This window comes from Streptomyces sp. WMMB303 (assembly GCF_029351045.1).
Classification (GTDB): domain Bacteria; phylum Actinomycetota; class Actinomycetes; order Streptomycetales; family Streptomycetaceae; genus Streptomyces.
In genome coordinates, this window is record NZ_JARKIN010000001.1 from 2,022,848 (window position 1) to 2,037,893 (window position 15,046).

17 protein-coding genes are annotated in these 15,046 nt (G+C 71.0%); 11 read left to right on the forward strand and 6 right to left on the reverse strand.

Annotation, left to right across the window (positions count from 1 at the left end; genetic code table 11):
- The first annotated feature begins 11 nt into the window (after window positions 1-11).
- The gene (locus P2424_RS09200) at window positions 12-812 is read left to right on the forward strand and encodes a HEAT repeat domain-containing protein (protein WP_276475292.1); all 801 of its coding nucleotides are present in this window, start codon (window positions 12-14) and stop codon (window positions 810-812) included.
- Window positions 813-981: 169 nt separating this feature from the next.
- Here P2424_RS09200 and P2424_RS09205 read toward each other — a convergent pair whose 3' ends face one another.
- Window positions 982-1,863: an alpha/beta hydrolase gene (locus P2424_RS09205; RefSeq protein WP_276475293.1), complete on the reverse strand. Its 882-nt coding sequence runs from the start codon at window positions 1,861-1,863 to the stop codon at window positions 982-984.
- A 221-nt stretch (window positions 1,864-2,084) separates the two neighbouring features.
- On the opposite strand from P2424_RS09205, the gene P2424_RS09210 reads away from it, so the two are divergent.
- The gene (locus P2424_RS09210) at window positions 2,085-2,726 is read left to right on the forward strand and encodes an acyltransferase (RefSeq protein WP_276475294.1); all 642 of its coding nucleotides are present in this window, start codon (window positions 2,085-2,087) and stop codon (window positions 2,724-2,726) included.
- A 7-nt stretch (window positions 2,727-2,733) separates the two neighbouring features.
- On the opposite strand, the gene P2424_RS09215 is transcribed toward P2424_RS09210, so the two are convergent.
- Entirely contained in the window at window positions 2,734-3,225 is a 492-nt protein-coding gene (locus P2424_RS09215) for an ATP-binding protein (protein WP_276475295.1), read from the reverse strand.
- A 227-nt stretch (window positions 3,226-3,452) separates the two neighbouring features.
- Here P2424_RS09215 and P2424_RS09220 point away from each other — a divergent pair, with 227 nt between their 5' ends.
- The 3 genes from P2424_RS09220 (at window position 3,453) to P2424_RS09230 (ending at window position 5,156) form a co-directional block, all read left to right on the forward strand.
- On the forward strand, window positions 3,453-4,292 hold the full coding sequence (locus P2424_RS09220) for a helix-turn-helix transcriptional regulator (protein ID WP_276475296.1): 840 nt from the start codon (window positions 3,453-3,455) through the stop codon (window positions 4,290-4,292).
- Window positions 4,289-4,501 (forward strand): DUF397 domain-containing protein, encoded by a 213-nt coding sequence (locus P2424_RS09225; RefSeq protein ID WP_276475297.1) that lies wholly within the window; start codon window positions 4,289-4,291, stop codon window positions 4,499-4,501. The genes P2424_RS09220 and P2424_RS09225 overlap by 4 nt, the downstream gene beginning before the upstream one ends.
- 109 nt (window positions 4,502-4,610) lie before the next feature.
- The gene (locus P2424_RS09230) at window positions 4,611-5,156 is read left to right on the forward strand and encodes a hypothetical protein (RefSeq protein ID WP_276475298.1); all 546 of its coding nucleotides are present in this window, start codon (window positions 4,611-4,613) and stop codon (window positions 5,154-5,156) included.
- 20 nt (window positions 5,157-5,176) lie between these two features.
- Here P2424_RS09230 and P2424_RS09235 read toward each other — a convergent pair whose 3' ends face one another.
- From P2424_RS09235 to P2424_RS09250, 3 genes are all read right to left on the reverse strand, one after another.
- On the reverse strand, window positions 5,177-5,527 hold the full coding sequence (locus tag P2424_RS09235) for a hypothetical protein (protein WP_276475299.1): 351 nt from the start codon (window positions 5,525-5,527) through the stop codon (window positions 5,177-5,179).
- Window positions 5,528-5,669: 142 nt separating this feature from the next.
- Window positions 5,670-7,346, reverse strand: a complete 1,677-nt coding sequence (locus P2424_RS30965) for a GNAT family N-acetyltransferase (RefSeq protein WP_346660073.1) — start codon at window positions 7,344-7,346, stop codon at window positions 5,670-5,672.
- A 216-nt stretch (window positions 7,347-7,562) separates the two neighbouring features.
- Window positions 7,563-8,663 (reverse strand): NADH:flavin oxidoreductase/NADH oxidase, encoded by a 1,101-nt coding sequence (locus tag P2424_RS09250; RefSeq protein ID WP_276475300.1) that lies wholly within the window; start codon window positions 8,661-8,663, stop codon window positions 7,563-7,565.
- 108 nt (window positions 8,664-8,771) lie between these two features.
- Here P2424_RS09250 and P2424_RS09255 point away from each other — a divergent pair, with 108 nt between their 5' ends.
- The 3 genes from P2424_RS09255 to P2424_RS09265 all read left to right on the forward strand — a co-directional run bounded on the left by P2424_RS09255 (window position 8,772) and on the right by P2424_RS09265 (window position 10,617).
- On the forward strand, window positions 8,772-9,110 hold the full coding sequence (locus tag P2424_RS09255; protein WP_276475301.1) for a helix-turn-helix domain-containing protein: 339 nt from the start codon (window positions 8,772-8,774) through the stop codon (window positions 9,108-9,110).
- 101 nt (window positions 9,111-9,211) lie between these two features.
- Window positions 9,212-9,850, forward strand: a complete 639-nt coding sequence (locus tag P2424_RS09260; protein WP_276475302.1) for a Uma2 family endonuclease — start codon at window positions 9,212-9,214, stop codon at window positions 9,848-9,850.
- Window positions 9,851-9,879: 29 nt separating this feature from the next.
- Entirely contained in the window at window positions 9,880-10,617 is a 738-nt protein-coding gene (locus tag P2424_RS09265; protein ID WP_276475303.1) for a class I SAM-dependent methyltransferase, read from the forward strand.
- A 78-nt stretch (window positions 10,618-10,695) separates the two neighbouring features.
- Here the strand turns inward: P2424_RS09265 and P2424_RS09270 are convergent, their stop codons facing one another.
- Window positions 10,696-12,078 carry a glycine--tRNA ligase gene (locus P2424_RS09270; protein ID WP_276475304.1) on the reverse strand — a complete coding sequence of 461 codons (1,383 nt, stop codon included), beginning with the start codon at window positions 12,076-12,078 and terminating at the stop codon, window positions 10,696-10,698.
- A gap of 207 nt (window positions 12,079-12,285) precedes the next feature.
- On the opposite strand from P2424_RS09270, the gene P2424_RS09275 reads away from it, so the two are divergent.
- From P2424_RS09275 to P2424_RS09285, 3 genes are read left to right on the forward strand one after another with little or no spacing between them, the layout of a single operon-like run.
- On the forward strand, window positions 12,286-13,275 hold the full coding sequence (locus tag P2424_RS09275; protein ID WP_276475305.1) for a metal ABC transporter substrate-binding protein: 990 nt from the start codon (window positions 12,286-12,288) through the stop codon (window positions 13,273-13,275).
- 11 nt (window positions 13,276-13,286) lie between these two features.
- Window positions 13,287-14,087: a metal ABC transporter ATP-binding protein gene (locus P2424_RS09280; protein WP_276475306.1), complete on the forward strand. Its 801-nt coding sequence runs from the start codon at window positions 13,287-13,289 to the stop codon at window positions 14,085-14,087.
- Window positions 14,084-15,013: a metal ABC transporter permease gene (locus P2424_RS09285; RefSeq protein WP_276475307.1), complete on the forward strand. Its 930-nt coding sequence runs from the start codon at window positions 14,084-14,086 to the stop codon at window positions 15,011-15,013. Before P2424_RS09280 ends, P2424_RS09285 begins: the two co-directional genes overlap by 4 nt.
- Window positions 15,014-15,046 lie beyond the last annotated feature (33 nt).

Below are 15,046 nucleotides of genomic sequence, written 5' to 3' on the forward strand. Positions count from 1 at the left end.
GCATGCTGGTCATGGCCATGTTCGTGCACCTGACATCGGCGGCGACCGCACCGCGCATCCGGCGGTCCGGCATCCGCGCCGCCTCCCGTGGGCAGGACGGTGCACGCGGGGTGTACTGCTTTCCGGTGCTGCCCTCCTACACCCTCACCCACCAATGGCTGCGCGAACTGGCCCGTACCGGCAGCCGGGGAGGTCTGGTGGCTGTCCACCTGCGGCTGGACGACAACCAGCAGGTGCGGGTGGGCCGCTACGCACGCGAGCAGGCCGCCGTTCCCGCCTCCGAGGCGGTGCGGCGCATCGCGGCACTGGAGGATCCGCGCGGCTGGGAGGTGTTCGTCCCTGGGGCGATCCGGCCGCGCGAGGTGCACCGGATCCGCACCGCACCCCAGACGGTGGGCTGGCGCTACTGGCCCGAGGCGCACGGTGTGCGGCCCTGCACCTGCGACGGCTGCCGGGTACGCGGCGAGTACGGATCCCGGCGGCTGCGCGAGCGGTTGCCGCATCCGCTGGACGGTCCGCCACCGCCCGCCAGGGTGCTGCTCGCACGGATCGCCGCGGCCGGCACCCCCGGAGATCCCGCCGCGCTCCGGGAGGCCCTGCACTGGTTCGGCAAGTTCCGCCGTGGCCCGCTCGCACAGCTCACCCGCCTCGCCGACCACCCCGATCCCGGCGTGCGGGAGGAATTGGCGTGGGCCGTCTCCCGATGGTCGACCCCGGGAGTGGCCGAGCTGCTGGACGGGCTCGCCGACGACCCGCATCCGGATGTCCGCGAAGCGGTGGCGACGGTCCGCACACTGTCGCAGAACGGTTAGGCCCTGTCCCGCGGGTCATGTGACCTCACGAGCGAGGAACGGGCCCGGTGGGAGCCGCATCTGTCGGAGTCCGGGAAGCGGGGCGGCCGGTGGGCGTCCTCGCAGCCGTCCTGGCCGATGAGGAGCGACGGCCCCGCAGTTGGTTTCCGGCATGGACCGCATTCGCACCTCAACCGGTGTGGGCCGCCACGGCATCGAGGAGCTGGGGCCAGAGTTCTCGCGGGCGGTCGTGACCCATGTCGGGGACCAGCCGGAGTTCGGCACCGGGCACCAGCTCCGCAGTGCGCTCGCCGCCACTGGGATCGATCAGCGTGTCGTCCAGGCCGTGGATCACCAGCGTCGGCACCCGCAGTTCGCGCAGGACGTCCGCGCGTGAACCGCTGAGGACCATCGCGCCGAGCTGTCGTCCGAGCCCCGCGGGGTAGTAGGCGCGGTCGTAGCTTGCGGCGGCCAGCTCACGCAACACGGCGCCGTTGCCGTATCGCTTGGAGGCCCACACCAGTTCCTTCTCCGCCGCCGCGACATATCCCTCGCGGTCCGCGGGCTTGGGACCGGAGACCACCGCCCGGGCCTGCGGGCTGGGCCGGCCGTACGCACTCTCGCCGGTCGAGGACATCATCGACGTCAAGGTCAGCACCCGCTCCGGACGGGAGTGGGCCATCATCTGGGCGATCATCCCTCCCATCGACGCGCCGACCACGTGGGCACGTTCGATACCGAGCTCGGTGAGCAAGCCGAGACCGTCGTCGGCCATGTCGACCAGCCGGTAGGGAACCATGGCGAGGGCGGCGGGCATGTCGCCCGAGCTGACGGCTGCCAGGAACTCGCCCACGTCCACGGGGTGATCGTCGAACTTCGTGGACAGCCCGCAGTCTCGATTGTCGTACCGGATCACGTATCGGCCGCGGTCGGCCAGCGCTCGGCAGAAGTCCTCGTGCCAGCCGAGCAACTGTGCGCCGAAACCCATCACCAGCAGGACCGGAGGGTCGCCCGGGTCGCCGAAGCTCTCGTACGCGATGGACACCTCGGGGGACACTGCGACGACAGGCATACCCGGAGCCTGTCACAGCCGCCCATCCGGCGCAGCCGGAATATCGACGGGTGACCTGCGCAGACTCGTCCGGCTTCGCCCTCGATCCGCCGGACAGGGCCTGGTGCCGTATCGGTCGGCGTCCTCCCTCCAGCGCCACGGATCGCGGAGGGCACATCCGGGCGAACGCGACGTCCGAAATCCGCCAGCACGCTCGGGGTCGGCCGGGCGAGCATCCGCGCATGAGCGCTGAGACGCAGGGAATCCGCATCCGGCACCGCGGATATGAGCCGCAGGTCCATCCCACCGCCTACGTCGCCCCGACGGCCACACTTGTCGGAGATGTGCGCGTGGGGCCGAGGGCAAGGGTGATGTACGGCGCGGTGCTCGATGCGGAGGGGGCCCGGATCGAGGTCGGGGAGGCGGCGGTGATCTGCGAGAACGCGGTGCTGCGCGGGTCCGCGGTCGCCGACGATCAGCCGGTGCTCGTCGCCGACCACGTCTTCGTGGGGCCGCACGCCACCCTGCTGGGCTGCCAGGTCGGCAGATGCGTCTATATGGCGACCTCGGCGACGGTCCTGCAACGTGCACATGTGGGGGCAGGCGCGGTGGTCGCCGTCGGCGCGCTCGTCCATGCGCGCGCCGATGTGCCGGACGAGTACTTCGTGCCACCCCACACCGTGGCACTCGACACGCCGGTGCGGCTGCTGGCACCCGGCGACCCGGGCCTGGCCGAGGCCGTCCGACAGGTGGGCTTCGCGCAGGTGGCGTTCGGCGTCGAGGCGGAGTGGACCGACCGCGTCAGCCGGTACGAGCACATCGCGGAGGTACGCGTCGACGAGTTCGGCCCGCACGCGGACGATGAGATCCTGCATCGCGGCTAGCGCCGCATCAACGCTTCCTGCCCATGTCCGACGGCACCCACCACGCCGACGCGTCGCCGCCGCCAGGGTGGGCGTTGCCCGACCCGGCGCTATTCCTCTCCCCGTGGCGCACCGCGAGGTGCACCCACACCGTTTTGCCCGCGCCCGTGCGAGGGCGTACGCCCCATGCCTGGGACAGGGCGTCGACCAGGAGTAATCCGCGCCCGGAGGTCTCCTCTGGTGCCGGTTTGCGGAGTTCGGGCATCTCCCACCGGTAGGAGTCGGAGACCTCCAGAACGAGGACCCCGTCCCTGCGGCGGAGCACGAGCTCCACCTGGTCGCCGATCCCCTGCGCGGCATGGGTGACCGCGTTGGTCGTCAACTCGCTGACGACGAGTGCCGCTTCGTCGCAGAGGTGGCCGAGTTTCCACTCTCTGAGCACCAGCCGCACATGCTCCCGCGCCCTCGGTACGGATGCCTTGCTGAGACGGAACCTTGCGATGTTCGTACGCCCGGACATGGGGCCTCCCGAGGGCGGCTGAGCAGGTCGATTCATTCACCCTTGGTGCACACGCGGGTGCGCTGGGTGAGGTGGCTCACGCTATGCGGCTCACACAGATAGATGAAACTCCTCATATCGAGAATTTGCACTGGGCTGCCGAGGTAACTCGTGCCCGTGTACCGTGCGTTGCCGTGCGAGCCGCACGTGCAGAGAGGAAGAAGATGCCCGCAGGTGGACGCCCCACGATGCGCAGCCGTCGTCTCGGGTCGGCTCTCCGTCGCCTCCGCGAGGTGGCGCGGCTCGACCAGCAGCAGGCAGCCGAGTACATCGCGGGCTCGAAAGCGAAAGTCAGCCGCATCGAGTCGGGCCAAGTAGCGGCGCGCCCCGGCGACGTCCGGTTACTGCTGGAGCTCTACGGAATCCAGGACCCGGAGACGTTCCGCCACTACGAGCAGTTGGCGCGGGATGCCAACAAACGAGGGTGGTGGCTCGACTACCGCGTCTCGCCGGAGCTGAGCGACTACATCGCCCTGGAGCACGACGCGACGTTCGTCCGCACCTGGCAGACGGTGCTGGTCCCGGGACTCTTGCAAACGGCCGACTACACCCGGACGTTGGTAGAAAGCAATCCCTCCGTGACGGAACCCGACGTCGTGGAGCAGGCAGTCAAGATGCGGCAGGAGCGTCGCCGCAGGTTCGAAGAGTCCGGGGCGCGCTACAGCGCCGTGGTCTGGGAGCCCGCCCTCTCCGACCCCATGCCCTCCCCCGAGGTGCACAGGAACCAACTCGCAAACCTCCTGGAAACCGCAGCTCGCCCGAACGTCACCTTCCAGGTGCTGCCGACCACCGAGTGGGCCGCCGCGCGGTCCGCGCCCACCTTCGTCATGCTCTCCTTCGACGGCGAGTGGTCGCCTTCCGCCGTGGGACAGGAGACACACCGCAACGTGGCCATCACGGAAGACGAGACCGAAATCGCAGCCTACGCACACTCCTTCGACCAGCTACGCTCGGTAGCGCTGAATCCGGCCGACAGCCAGGGATTCATCGCGGACACGCTGGCCGCCATAGCCGAGGAGAGTCAGTGAACGTGAGCGACGAGCCGGTCACCCCCTTCTTCAAGTCGAGCTACTCGGGTTCCGACCCGAACCACGAGTGCGTGGAGGTCGCCCACACAGCGGCCGGCGGGCGCGCGGTCCGCGACAGCAAGGACCCCGCACGGGGGACGGCGTACTTCGGGGCCGAAGCCTGGCAGGCGTTCGTCACAGCGCTGGGAAACGGCCAGGAAGCCGGCTGAGCCCAGCACGAGCGCCGCGCCTGCCCCCTACCGCGGTAGGGGGCACCCGTACAGATGTGGCTCCGCAGTAGCTCCCGCGCGGCGTATCCGGCGCCATAGCTTTCCGCTCATGAACGTTTCCCGGACCACCACAGCGCCCTCCGCCTCCGCACCCTCCGCCTCGCGGCGGTTCGGGCGGCGGCTGGGAGGGGCCGTCGCCCTCTTCCCGCTCGGGCTGTTCGCCCTGCTCGCCGGACTCGGCGGACGGAGCGGGTCCGCACGCAGGGCGCTGCGCGCGGACCCCGGAACGAGCAGTCCACGAGTACTGACACAAGCGCTACTGACCGTGCTGCTCGGCGTCCTGGCGCTGATCCTGGCCGGGACACTCGCCCTCGGCATCGCGCGCGGGCTGTTCTACGGCTTCGTGGACAGCGGCCCCTACGACGACTCCTGGGGCGGCCCGAGCAGGACCGGGGCCTGGTTGGCGCACTTCGGGGTGAGCGTACCGATCTGCGGCGCCGCGGTCGGGCTGCTGTACGGCCTGGCCGCGCTGCACCGGCGGATGACGGCCCCGCTGCGCGGCGAGCACCGACCCGCGTGGGTACTGCCGACGGTGCTGCTGAGCTGCGCGGCTGCCGCCCTGTTCCTGGTCTCGTTCGTGCACCAGTTGGACTGAGCCGCGCCCCCGCGGGTGTCTCACTCCCCCTGGGACCAGGCGGCGACCGGGAGCGCCAGGTAGACGCCGAAATCGTCGAGGCCGGTCGCCTCGGCGATGCTCTCGTGGAGCCGGTCGACGCGCTCCTGGCGGTCGGCGGCCCGGCTCTCGAACCACTTGGAGCGCACCTCGATCACGATGTCCAGGCCGCAGCGGTCGAGGGGGCCGAGTTGCCGGAAGCGGAGCTCCACGTCGCCGGGTTGCAGGTCGCCGTCGTAGGGCTCCTCGGGGCACTCGACGGCCACGGAGACCAGGTGCGGCAGCACCGCGCCCAGTTCGCGGAGCGTGTGCTCGGGCACGCCCGGCGCACAGGTCACTTCGACGAGGGGCATCGCTCACTCCTGACCGGACCGGTGGGCCCGTCGGGGTCGGTGGAAACTGTCGGTGGTAGCCATGGATGTACGGCCGGAGCGGGGCGGACGCGCTCCCGTCCGTCCGTCTCCGTCCGGGCGGGAGCAGGACCGGGCTCCGGGGTCAGCGTCGGGGCGCGGGGTCGCCGGGAGACTCCTCCCGCAGCCGGTAGTGGTAGCTGTAGGCGTAGCGGAAGCCCAGGCCGGTGTAGAGGGCCTGGGCGGGCGTGTTGGCCCGCCCCACCTGGAGATAGAGGCCGCGCACGCCCTCGGAGGCGGCCCACGCGGCCCCCGCGCGCAGGACGGTCGCGGCGACCTTGCGCCGACGGTGTGCCGGGTGGGTGATCACACAGTAGACGCCGGCCCAGTCGTCGTCACCGCCGACGAACAGTCCGATGCCCGCCGGGGTTCCGGGATCGCTCCCGGCGTCGTCCGGGAAGACCGCGACGCAGGCCAGGGGGGCGGCGATACCGGCGATGACCTGGTCGGCGACCTGTCGGCTGTCCTGCTGAGCGTCCAGTTCGACGAAGGCCCGCAGCCACTCCGCGGTGGGCGCGATGCTCAACCGGGTCCGCCGGCCCGCGAGGGGGGCCGGGCCGTCGGCGACCGTCCGGGCGGAGGCGGTCAGTACGTGCACCCGGCTGCGCAGTCGGTAGCCGCGGGCGGCCAGGGACGCGTCCAGAGCCAGGTGTTCGGTCCCCGGTCCGATCTGGACGGCGGCGGGCAGGCCGCGCCCGGCGTAGAAGTCCTCGACCGTGGACAGGGCCGCCGCCGGATCAGCGGCCGGTTCCGTCGCCGGTGGCGACAGCGGCAGGGCGGTGTTGTCGGAACGCAGCCGCCGCACGCCCGGGGTGTGGCGCAGCAGCCAGCCGCCGGCGGTCCGGGCGACGGGGGCGGGCCAGGCCGCCAGCGCGTGCCGCTCGATGCGCCGTACCTCCTCGGGAGGGCTTCCGGCGAACGTGTCGGTCAGGGTGCGGGCGAGCTGGTCGAGGACCGCCGCGTCGGCCGTCCGGCCCTCGCCGGGCGGCTGGTGTTCGGTGACGCCGAGACCGGCGAGGGTGAAGTTCCGGGCCAGGGCCCGTACCGCGGAAGCGAGTCGGTGGGGGGAGAGGCCGTCCGGCTCGGGTACCCCGACGGAGGAGAAGTGGCCCGGATCGAGTACATCGAGATCGAGGTGGACATACACCGCTTCCGCACCCGTCCGCGCGACTGCCCAGACCAGAGCGGACGGGTCGGCCAACTCGGCCGGAGGGAGGTGGTGGACCGCGTGCCGGTCGACGTACCGGCGCTCGGCGGGGTCGAGGGAGCGCACCCCGGCCAGTACGACCTGCCCGGGCGCGAGCGGCACGCCGGTGCCCAGTTCGGCGGGACCGTCGCCGAGCAGCGTGCGCAGCACCATGCCGTGGAACGCGCCGGAGGGCGAGGTGTCAGGAGTGTGGAGGTCGCCGTGTGCGTCGAACCATACGAGCGCCAGCTTGTCGCCGTACCGGCGGTGAGCGCGTTCGACGGGTGCGAGTTCCACCCCGCAGTCGCCGCCGGTTGTCACGACGGTCCGGTCGGGCAGTTGCTCCAGCGCGAAACGCACGGCGCTCAGGTTCGCGGCCAGCTCGTCGAGGGCACGGACTCCGTCCACCGGGCCCGTCGCCGCGGCCCGGACGTCCACTGGCACACGCGTCCGTCGCGCGGCGGGGAACATGTCCGCCGTCGCGCGCGCCCCCTGCACCAGGCGGCGTGCCGAGACCGACCCCGATCCCTGCCACTGCGGAACCTCCAGCACGGCCCAATCCGCACGCGCGGTCACCCGGCCACCTCCTCCACAGGTACGGCACCGCAGCGGGCGCGGTGTGGTCCCGTGATATCCGGCGGACCGGCTCCGCGTCGACCGAATAGAACCGGGCCGCGGGCGCGCGCCCGGGCGGTTCGGAACCGAACCGCCCGACTCGGCCCGGGCCCGACTGCCCGGGCCGGCTCCACTGCGCGCCGGCGCGGACGCGCCCGGTTGACCCGACGGGCCCGGCTACGCCCGGTGGTACTGGACCGGGCGGCGCGGCTCGGCGTCCAGTTCGACCGCGGCCTCGTTCGCCCAGTACGGGCGGCGCAGCAGCTCGCGGCCGAGGAGGACCGCGTCGGCCTGGCCGGAGGCGAGGATCTGCTCCGCCTGCCGGGGCTCGGTGATCAGGCCGACGGCGGCGACGGGCAGGTCGGTCTCCTTGCGGACCCGCTCGGCGAACGGCACCTGGAAGCCGGGGAGGGCCTGGATGCGGGCGTCGGGCGCGTTCCCGCCCGTGGAGGTGTCGAGCAGGTCGACGCCGCGGGCGTGCAGCTCCTTGGCGAGGCGGACCGTGTCGTCGCCGGTCCAGCCCTCGCGGTCGTCCTCGGGGTTCTCGCTCAGCCAGTCGGTCGCGGAGATCCGGAAGAACAGCGGCAGTTCCTCGGGCCACACCGCGCGGACGGCTTCGACGACCTCCAGCGCGAAGCGGGTCCGGCCCTCGAAGGAGCCGCCGTACTCGTCGGTGCGGTGGTTGGTGTAGGGCGAGAGGAACTCGTTGATCAGGTAGCCGTGCGCGCCGTGCACCTCCACGACGCGGAATCCGGCCGCGTGGGCGCGGCGGGCGCTGTCCGCGAACTGCCGCACCAGCTCGGCTATCCGCTCCCGGGAGAGTTCGTCGGGGGTGGTGTGCCCGTCGGTGAAGGGCACCGGGCTGGGGCCCAGCGGCTGCCAGCCGTGGTTGACGCCGGGTGCCAGGGGTGCGCCGCGGTCGACCCAGGTGCGCTCGGTGGACGCCTTGCGGCCCGCGTGCGCGAGCTGGATGCCGGGGACGGTGCCCTGCTCGGAGAGGAACCGGGTGAGGCGGGTGAACGCCTCCTGCTGGCGGTCGTTCCACAGGCCCAGGTCGTAGGGGCTGATCCGGCCCTCGGGGGTGACGGCCGTGGCCTCGACCAGCGCCAGTCCGACTCCCCCGGCGGCGCGCGCACCCAGGTGCGCGAGGTGCCAGTCGGTGGGGGCGCCCTGGTCGGGGCCGTCCGGCGCGGCCGAGTACTGGCACATCGGTGCCATCCAGACGCGGTTGGGCACGGTCACCGACCGCAGGTCGAAGGGCTCGAACAGTGCGCTCACGGCGCTCTCCAATCGGGGTGGGAGCCGTTGCCGGCACAACGACCTTAGTACGATACTCGCCGTACTACGAGACCTGTCAAATTTCGACGGTTGCCGTAGTATGGACCCGTGCCGACCACGACCGCCGTACGCGAACTCCCGCACCCCGCACCGGAGGAGATCCACCTGGAGACGGTGCTGCACGCGCTGTCCGACCCGATCAGGCTGCGCATCGCCACCGCGCTGGGCGCCCACGGCGAAGGCGACGGGGACGGCGCCGCCTGCTCCCAGGTCGAACTGCCGGTCTCCGCCTCGACCGCGACCCACCACTTCCGGGTACTGCGCGAGGCGGGCGTGATCAAGCAGTGCTACCGCGGCACCGCGAAGATCAGCTGCCTGCGCCGCGCCGACCTGGAGGCCCGCTTCCCGGGCCTGCTCGACGCGGTACTGCGCGCGGCAGCGAGCTGAAACCCACCCCTTCGAGGGATCCGTCGAGAGGTCCGCTCACATTGTCGGTGCGCCCGGCTACGGTGCGTGGCAACTGGCTCACAGCACCTGAGGAGCGCATCATGACGGAGACGCCGGCACGACCGACCGCCAGGACGACACCCATGACGCCCATAGAGACCCCTGAGGGACCACTGCGCTACCAGGCGCTGTTCCGGACACTCTTGACCATGGAGGTGCCCGAGGGATACCGGGCGGAGATCATCGGGGGAAACATCGTCATGTCGCCGTGGTCGAAGGGGTACTACCTGCGCGTCATGCGTTCACTGCGGACGCAGATCGAGCCGCATCTGCCGCCCGGACTCGTCGTGGACAGCTCCCCCTACCTCTTCGCCCTCCCCGGGCAGGAACGGGCCTACGGTCCGGACGTCTTCGTGGCCGCCGAGCAGGCATTCGACACCGAAGAGCGATGCATCGACGGCGAGTCCCTCACGCTCGTCGCCGAATTGACCTCGGACTCGACGCGCCGAGTCGACTGGACCGACAAACTGCCGGTCTACGCCAAGGCCGGGATCCCCGTGTACCTCCTGCTCGACATGCAGGAGGACACCCTCTCCGTCTTCTCGACTCCGACCGCGCTGGGATACGCGGAACGCAAGACCTACCGTTTCGGTGAGAAGGCCACGATGCCCCCGCCGTTCGACTTCGAACTGGAGACGGACGGGTTCGGCCAGGGACCGGCCCCGGAAAAGGAGAGCTGAGAAGGCGTCCGCTCAGCCAGAGTTCCGGCATGGACCGACAGATACGCTCCCTGCTCGCGCACGCCGACCACCCCGTCGCGGCGCCGCTCGACGACTCCTCCGTGGACCGGCTGCTCTCCCGGGCGATCGTCCGCGGCGACGAACACGTACTCGACCTCGGCTGCGGCGAAGGAGCGTGGTTGCTGCGCGCCCTGCGGGCGCATCCCGATGTCACCGCCGAGGGGATCGACCTCTCCGCGGAGGCGCTGCAACAGGCCCGGCGCGGCGCCGAGGAGGCGGGGGTCGCCGGGCGGCTGGCGCTGCACCAGGAGGAGGCCGCGGCGTTCTCCGCCGAGCGGCCCGGCGACGTCGTACTGAGTGTAGGGGCCGCGCACGCGTTCGGCGGGCTGCTGCCGGCCCTGGAGGGCGCGCGGCGGCTGCTGGCACCCGGCGGCACGGTACTGGTCGGAGACGCGTACTGGGAGCGGGAGCCGAGCCGGCGGGCACGGGAGATTCTGGGGTCGTACGAGGACCTCGCGGGAACGGTCGAGCAGGTCGCCGCGGAGGGCTGGACCCCGGTGTACGCGCACGTCTCGACCCGGCACGAGCTGGACGACTACGAGTGGAACTGGACCGGTTCCCTTTCCCGTTGGGCACTGGACCACCCCGGCCATCCGGACAGCGCGGAAGCCCTGCGCGCGGCGGCTGAACACCGGGAGGAGTGGCTGCGCGGGTACCGGGAGAGCTTCGGCTTCGTGTGCCTGCTGCTGCGCCGCACAGCCGGGTGAGACCCGGCAGGCGGCAGCACTGTGGCCCGGTGCCCCTGCGCGGGGTGCCGGGCCACGGCGGAAGCGGAGTGCGGCGGGTCAGCAGCCGAGGAGGCGGCCGGCCAGGTAGCCCTCGATCTGGTCGAGGGAGACACGCTCCTGCTTCATGGTGTCGCGCTCACGCACCGTGACGGCGTTGTCGTCGAGGGTGTCGAAGTCGACGGTGACGCAGAACGGGGTGCCGATCTCGTCCTGGCGGCGGTAGCGGCGGCCGATGGCACCCGCGTCGTCGAAGTCGATGTTCCAGTGCTTGCGCAGCGTCTCGGACAGGCCGCGGGCCTTGGGGCTGAGCTGCTCGTTCCGGGAGAGCGGCAGCACGGCGACCTTGACCGGGGAGAGTCGGGGGTCGAGGCGCATCACGGTGCGCTTCTCCATCTTGCCCTTGGCGTTGGGCGCCTCGTCCTCGATGTAGGCGTCCAGCATGAAGGCGAGCATCGCGCGGTTGACACCGGCGGCCGGCTCGATGACGTACGGGACCCAGCGCTCGCCGGCCTCCTGGTCGAAGTACGACAGGTCCTGGCCGGACGCCTTGGAGTGGGCCGTGAGGTCGAAGTCGGTGCGGTTGGCGACGCCCTCCAGCTCGGAGAACTCGCTGCCGCCGAAGTTGAAGCGGTACTCGATGTCGGCGGTGCGCTTCGAGTAGTGGGAGAGCTTCTCCTTCGGGTGCTCGTACCAGCGGATGTTCTCCTCGCGGATGCCGAGGTCCCGGTACCAGGCCCAGCGCTGGTCCATCCAGTACTGGTGCCACTCCTCGTCCTCGCCGGGCTTGACGAAGAACTCCATCTCCATCTGCTCGAACTCACGGGTACGGAAGATGAAGTTGCCCGGCGTGATCTCGTTCCGGAAGGACTTGCCCGTCTGTGCGATGCCGAACGGCGGCTTCCTGCGCGAGGTCTGCTGGACGTTCGCGAAGTTGGTGAAGATGCCCTGCGCGGTCTCGGGACGCAGGTAGGTGACCGAGCCGGAGTCCTGGGTGGGGCCCAGGTGGGTGGAGAGCAGGCCGGAGAACTGCTTGGGCTCGGTGAAACCGCCCTTGTTGCCGCAGTGCGGGCAGTTGAGGTCGGCCAGGCCGTTCTCCGGCTCGCGGCCGTGCTTGGCCTCGTACGCCTCGGTCAGGTGGTCGGCGCGGTAGCGCTTGTGGCACGAGGTGCACTCGGTGAGCGGATCGGTGAAGGTGGAGACATGGCCCGACGCCTCCCAGACCTCGGGGGCCAGAATCACCGACGAGTCGATGCCCACCACGTCGTCGCGGGAGGTGACCATGGAGCGCCACCACTGGCGCTTGATGTTCTCCTTCAGCTCCACGCCCAGCGGCCCGTAGTCCCAGGCGGCACGCTGACCGCCGTAGATCTCACTGCACGGGTAGACGAAGCCACGGCGCTTGCTGAGGCTGACAATTGTGTCGATCTTGTCGGCGGCCACGGTGCTCTCTTCATTGACGGCGAGACGGAATACCTCAGATTACTTGGGGCCGTAGGGGGCGCGGCAAATCGGTTCCGGCTCGCATCGGGACCTCTTGTCCGGAGTCATCGGGACCGCCCCGGAAGATCCCTTCCGGCAGCGCACCGTGATCACGGAGCGCAAAGCTTTAGTTGACAATCGTTTCCAGTTTCGATGAAAATGAGTGTCATGAACATCGGCCACCGCCCCCGTCGGCTCATACGTACCAGCGCGGCCCTGACCGCCCTCGGGCTCACCTCCCTCACCCTCGCCGCCTGCGGCAGCGACAGCGGCGACAGCGGGAAGGTCCGGGTGGCCGCATCCTTCTACCCCATGGCGTACCTCGCGCAGCAGATCGGCGGTGACCACGTCGAGGTCAGCAACCTGACCAAGCCCGGCACCGAGCCGCACGACCTGGAGCTGAGCCCGAAGCAGACCGGGCAGCTCAGCGAGATGGACCTGATCGTCTATCTCAAGGGGCTGCAGCCCGCGGTGGACGAGGCGGTCGAGCAGTCGGGCGTCAAGAATCTGGCCGAGGCAGGCTCCTTCACCACCCTTGAGGACCACGGCACCGACGTGCACGGCGAGAAGGGCCACGGCGAGCACGGGGAACACGGCGAGGACGGCCACGACGAGCACGAGGGCCATGACCACGACACCGCGGGCGACCCGCACATCTGGCTCGACCCGGTGCGCTACGCCGAGGTGGCCGAGGGGGTCGGCAAGCAGCTCCAGAAGGCCGACCCCGACCACGAGGACGACTACAAGAAGAACACCGCGGACCTCGTCTCCCGCCTCAAGACGCTCGACGGGGAGTTCGAGGACGGCCTCCGGAGCCGGAAGTCCGACACCTTCATCACCACGCACGCCGCCTTCGGCTACCTCGCCGAGCGATACGGGCTGCGCCAGGCGGCGGTCGCCGGCATCAACCCGGAGTCCGAGCCCAGCGGGGCCCGGATGAAGGAGCTGCACAAGATCGCGAAGAAGGAGGACGTGGACACGGTCTTCTTCGAGAACAACGCCAGCGACAAGACCGCCAGGACGCTGGCCGGCGACCTCCGGCTGAAGACCTCGGTGCTCAGCCCCCTGGAGAGCGTCAAGGACCCGAAGAAGCAGGACTACTTCTCGGTGATGCACCAGAACCTGACCGCACTCGAGACCGCGCTCGGCGCGCAGTGAGGGCGTGAGGCATGACGAGGACGACCGCGGCCCGGGACGGCGCCGCCACCACCGACGGCGCACCCGCTGTCGCCCTGCGCGAAGCCACCGCCTCGCTGGGCGGGCGACCCGTGCTGCGCGGCGTGGGACTGACCGTGGAGCGCGGCGAGACCGTCGCGCTCCTGGGAGCCAACGGATCGGGCAAGTCCACCACCATCCGCGCGGTGCTGGGGCAGGTGCCGCTCACCGGCGGTGAACTGGAACTGTTCGGCACCCCGGCCGGCCGGTTCCGGGACTGGCGGCGAGTGGGCTACGTACCGCAGCGCTCCACGGCGGCGGCCGGGGTCCCGGCCACCGTGCGGGAGGTCGTCTCGGCCGGCCGGCTGGCCCGGCGGCGCTTCCGCCCGCTGGGCCGCGAGGACAAGGCCGCGGTGCGGCACGCCCTCGAACTCGTCGGGATGGCGGACCGGATGCGGGACCCGGTCGACGCGCTCTCCGGAGGCCAGCACCAGCGGGTACTGATCGCCCGTGCGCTGGCTGCCGAACCCGAGCTGCTGATCATGGACGAGCCGCTGGCCGGGGTGGACGTCACCAGCCAGGACGTGCTGGCCGAAACCCTGCGCCGGCAGGTGGAGCAGGGCACTTCCGTACTGCTCGTGCTGCACGAACTCGGCCCGCTCGCCCCGTTGATCGACCGGGCCGTGGTCCTGCGGGACGGCGTGGTCGAGCGGGTGGCGGACCCCGCCACGCTGCACGACCCGGCCTGCCATCCGCACGACTCCGTGTCCGCCACCGAGCCGGCCTCCAAGATCGGGACGGGATTTCTCTCATGATCGAGATGCTGGACTTCGCGTTCATGCAGCGCGCGCTGCTGGCCGCGCTGCTGGTCGGCGTCGCGGCGCCCGCCGTGGGGATCTACCTCGTCCAGCGCCGCCAGGCGATCATGGGCGACGGGATCGGCCATGTCGCGCTCACCGGTGTCGCGCTCGGCTTCCTGCTGAGCACCAACCCGGTGTGGATGGCGGTGCTGGTCGCCTCGCTCGGCGCGATCTCGATGGAGCTGATCCGCTGGTACGGCAAGGCGAGGGGCGATGTCGCGCTCGCGATGCTGTTCTACGGCGGCATGGCGGGCGGCGTCATGATCATCAACCTGTCGCCGAACGGCTCCAACGCGAACCTCACCACCTACCTCTTCGGCTCCATCACCACCGTCTCCGCCGAGGACCTGGTCGCCATCGTGGGGCTGTCCGCCCTCGTGCTGCTCGTCTCCCTCGGACTGCGGCGGCAACTGTTCGCCGTCTGCCAGGACGAGGAGTTCGCCCGGGTGACCGGGCTGCCGGTGCGGCTGCTGAACCTGCTGCTGGCCGTGACGGCGGCGGTCACCGTCACGGTGGCGATGCGGGTGGTCGGACTGCTCCTGGTCAGCGCGCTGATGGTGATCCCGGTCGCCGCAGCGCAGCAGGCCACCCGCGGCTTCGCCGCCACGCTGGGGCTGGCCATGGGCTTCGGCGTCGCCGTCACCCTGTCCGGCACGGTGACCTCCTACTTCGCCGACGTGCCGCCCGGGGCGAGCATCGTCGTCCTGGCGATCGTGCTCTTCGGTATCGTCACCGCGCTGGCCGCGCCCCTGGCACGTCGCAGGTTCCGCAGCGGGGGCGGGGCTGTCGCCGGAGGGCAGGAAGAGGGCACTCTGGTAGCGGACGGGAGCGCGCAGGCGGACGGCGGCACCGGGCCGGTGGATCACCCGCGAAGGGTGTAATACCCGCCCACCGGGGGCGCCTGGCACAATGGG

What these genes read in the sequence shown, in the direction of transcription:
- P2424_RS09260 (WP_276475302.1), top strand. Translation starts at nt 9,212, where the DNA reads ATGACGGAGACGCCGGCACGACCGACCGCCAGGACGACACCCATGACG.
- P2424_RS09285 (WP_276475307.1), top strand. Translation starts at nt 14,084, where the DNA reads ATGATCGAGATGCTGGACTTCGCGTTCATGCAGCGCGCGCTGCTGGCC.
- P2424_RS09265 (WP_276475303.1), top strand. Translation starts at nt 9,880, where the DNA reads ATGGACCGACAGATACGCTCCCTGCTCGCGCACGCCGACCACCCCGTC.
- P2424_RS09280 (WP_276475306.1), top strand. Translation starts at nt 13,287, where the DNA reads ATGACGAGGACGACCGCGGCCCGGGACGGCGCCGCCACCACCGACGGC.
- P2424_RS09275 (WP_276475305.1), top strand. Translation starts at nt 12,286, where the DNA reads ATGAACATCGGCCACCGCCCCCGTCGGCTCATACGTACCAGCGCGGCC.
- P2424_RS09220 (WP_276475296.1), top strand. Translation starts at nt 3,453, where the DNA reads ATGCGCAGCCGTCGTCTCGGGTCGGCTCTCCGTCGCCTCCGCGAGGTG.
- P2424_RS09235 (WP_276475299.1), bottom strand. Translation starts at nt 5,527, where the DNA reads ATGCCCCTCGTCGAAGTGACCTGTGCGCCGGGCGTGCCCGAGCACACG.
- P2424_RS09230 (WP_276475298.1), top strand. Translation starts at nt 4,611, where the DNA reads ATGAACGTTTCCCGGACCACCACAGCGCCCTCCGCCTCCGCACCCTCC.
- P2424_RS09215 (WP_276475295.1), bottom strand. Translation starts at nt 3,225, where the DNA reads ATGTCCGGGCGTACGAACATCGCAAGGTTCCGTCTCAGCAAGGCATCC.
- P2424_RS09200 (WP_276475292.1), top strand. Translation starts at nt 12, where the DNA reads ATGGCCATGTTCGTGCACCTGACATCGGCGGCGACCGCACCGCGCATC.
- P2424_RS09210 (WP_276475294.1), top strand. Translation starts at nt 2,085, where the DNA reads ATGAGCGCTGAGACGCAGGGAATCCGCATCCGGCACCGCGGATATGAG.
- P2424_RS09205 (WP_276475293.1), bottom strand. Translation starts at nt 1,863, where the DNA reads ATGCCTGTCGTCGCAGTGTCCCCCGAGGTGTCCATCGCGTACGAGAGC.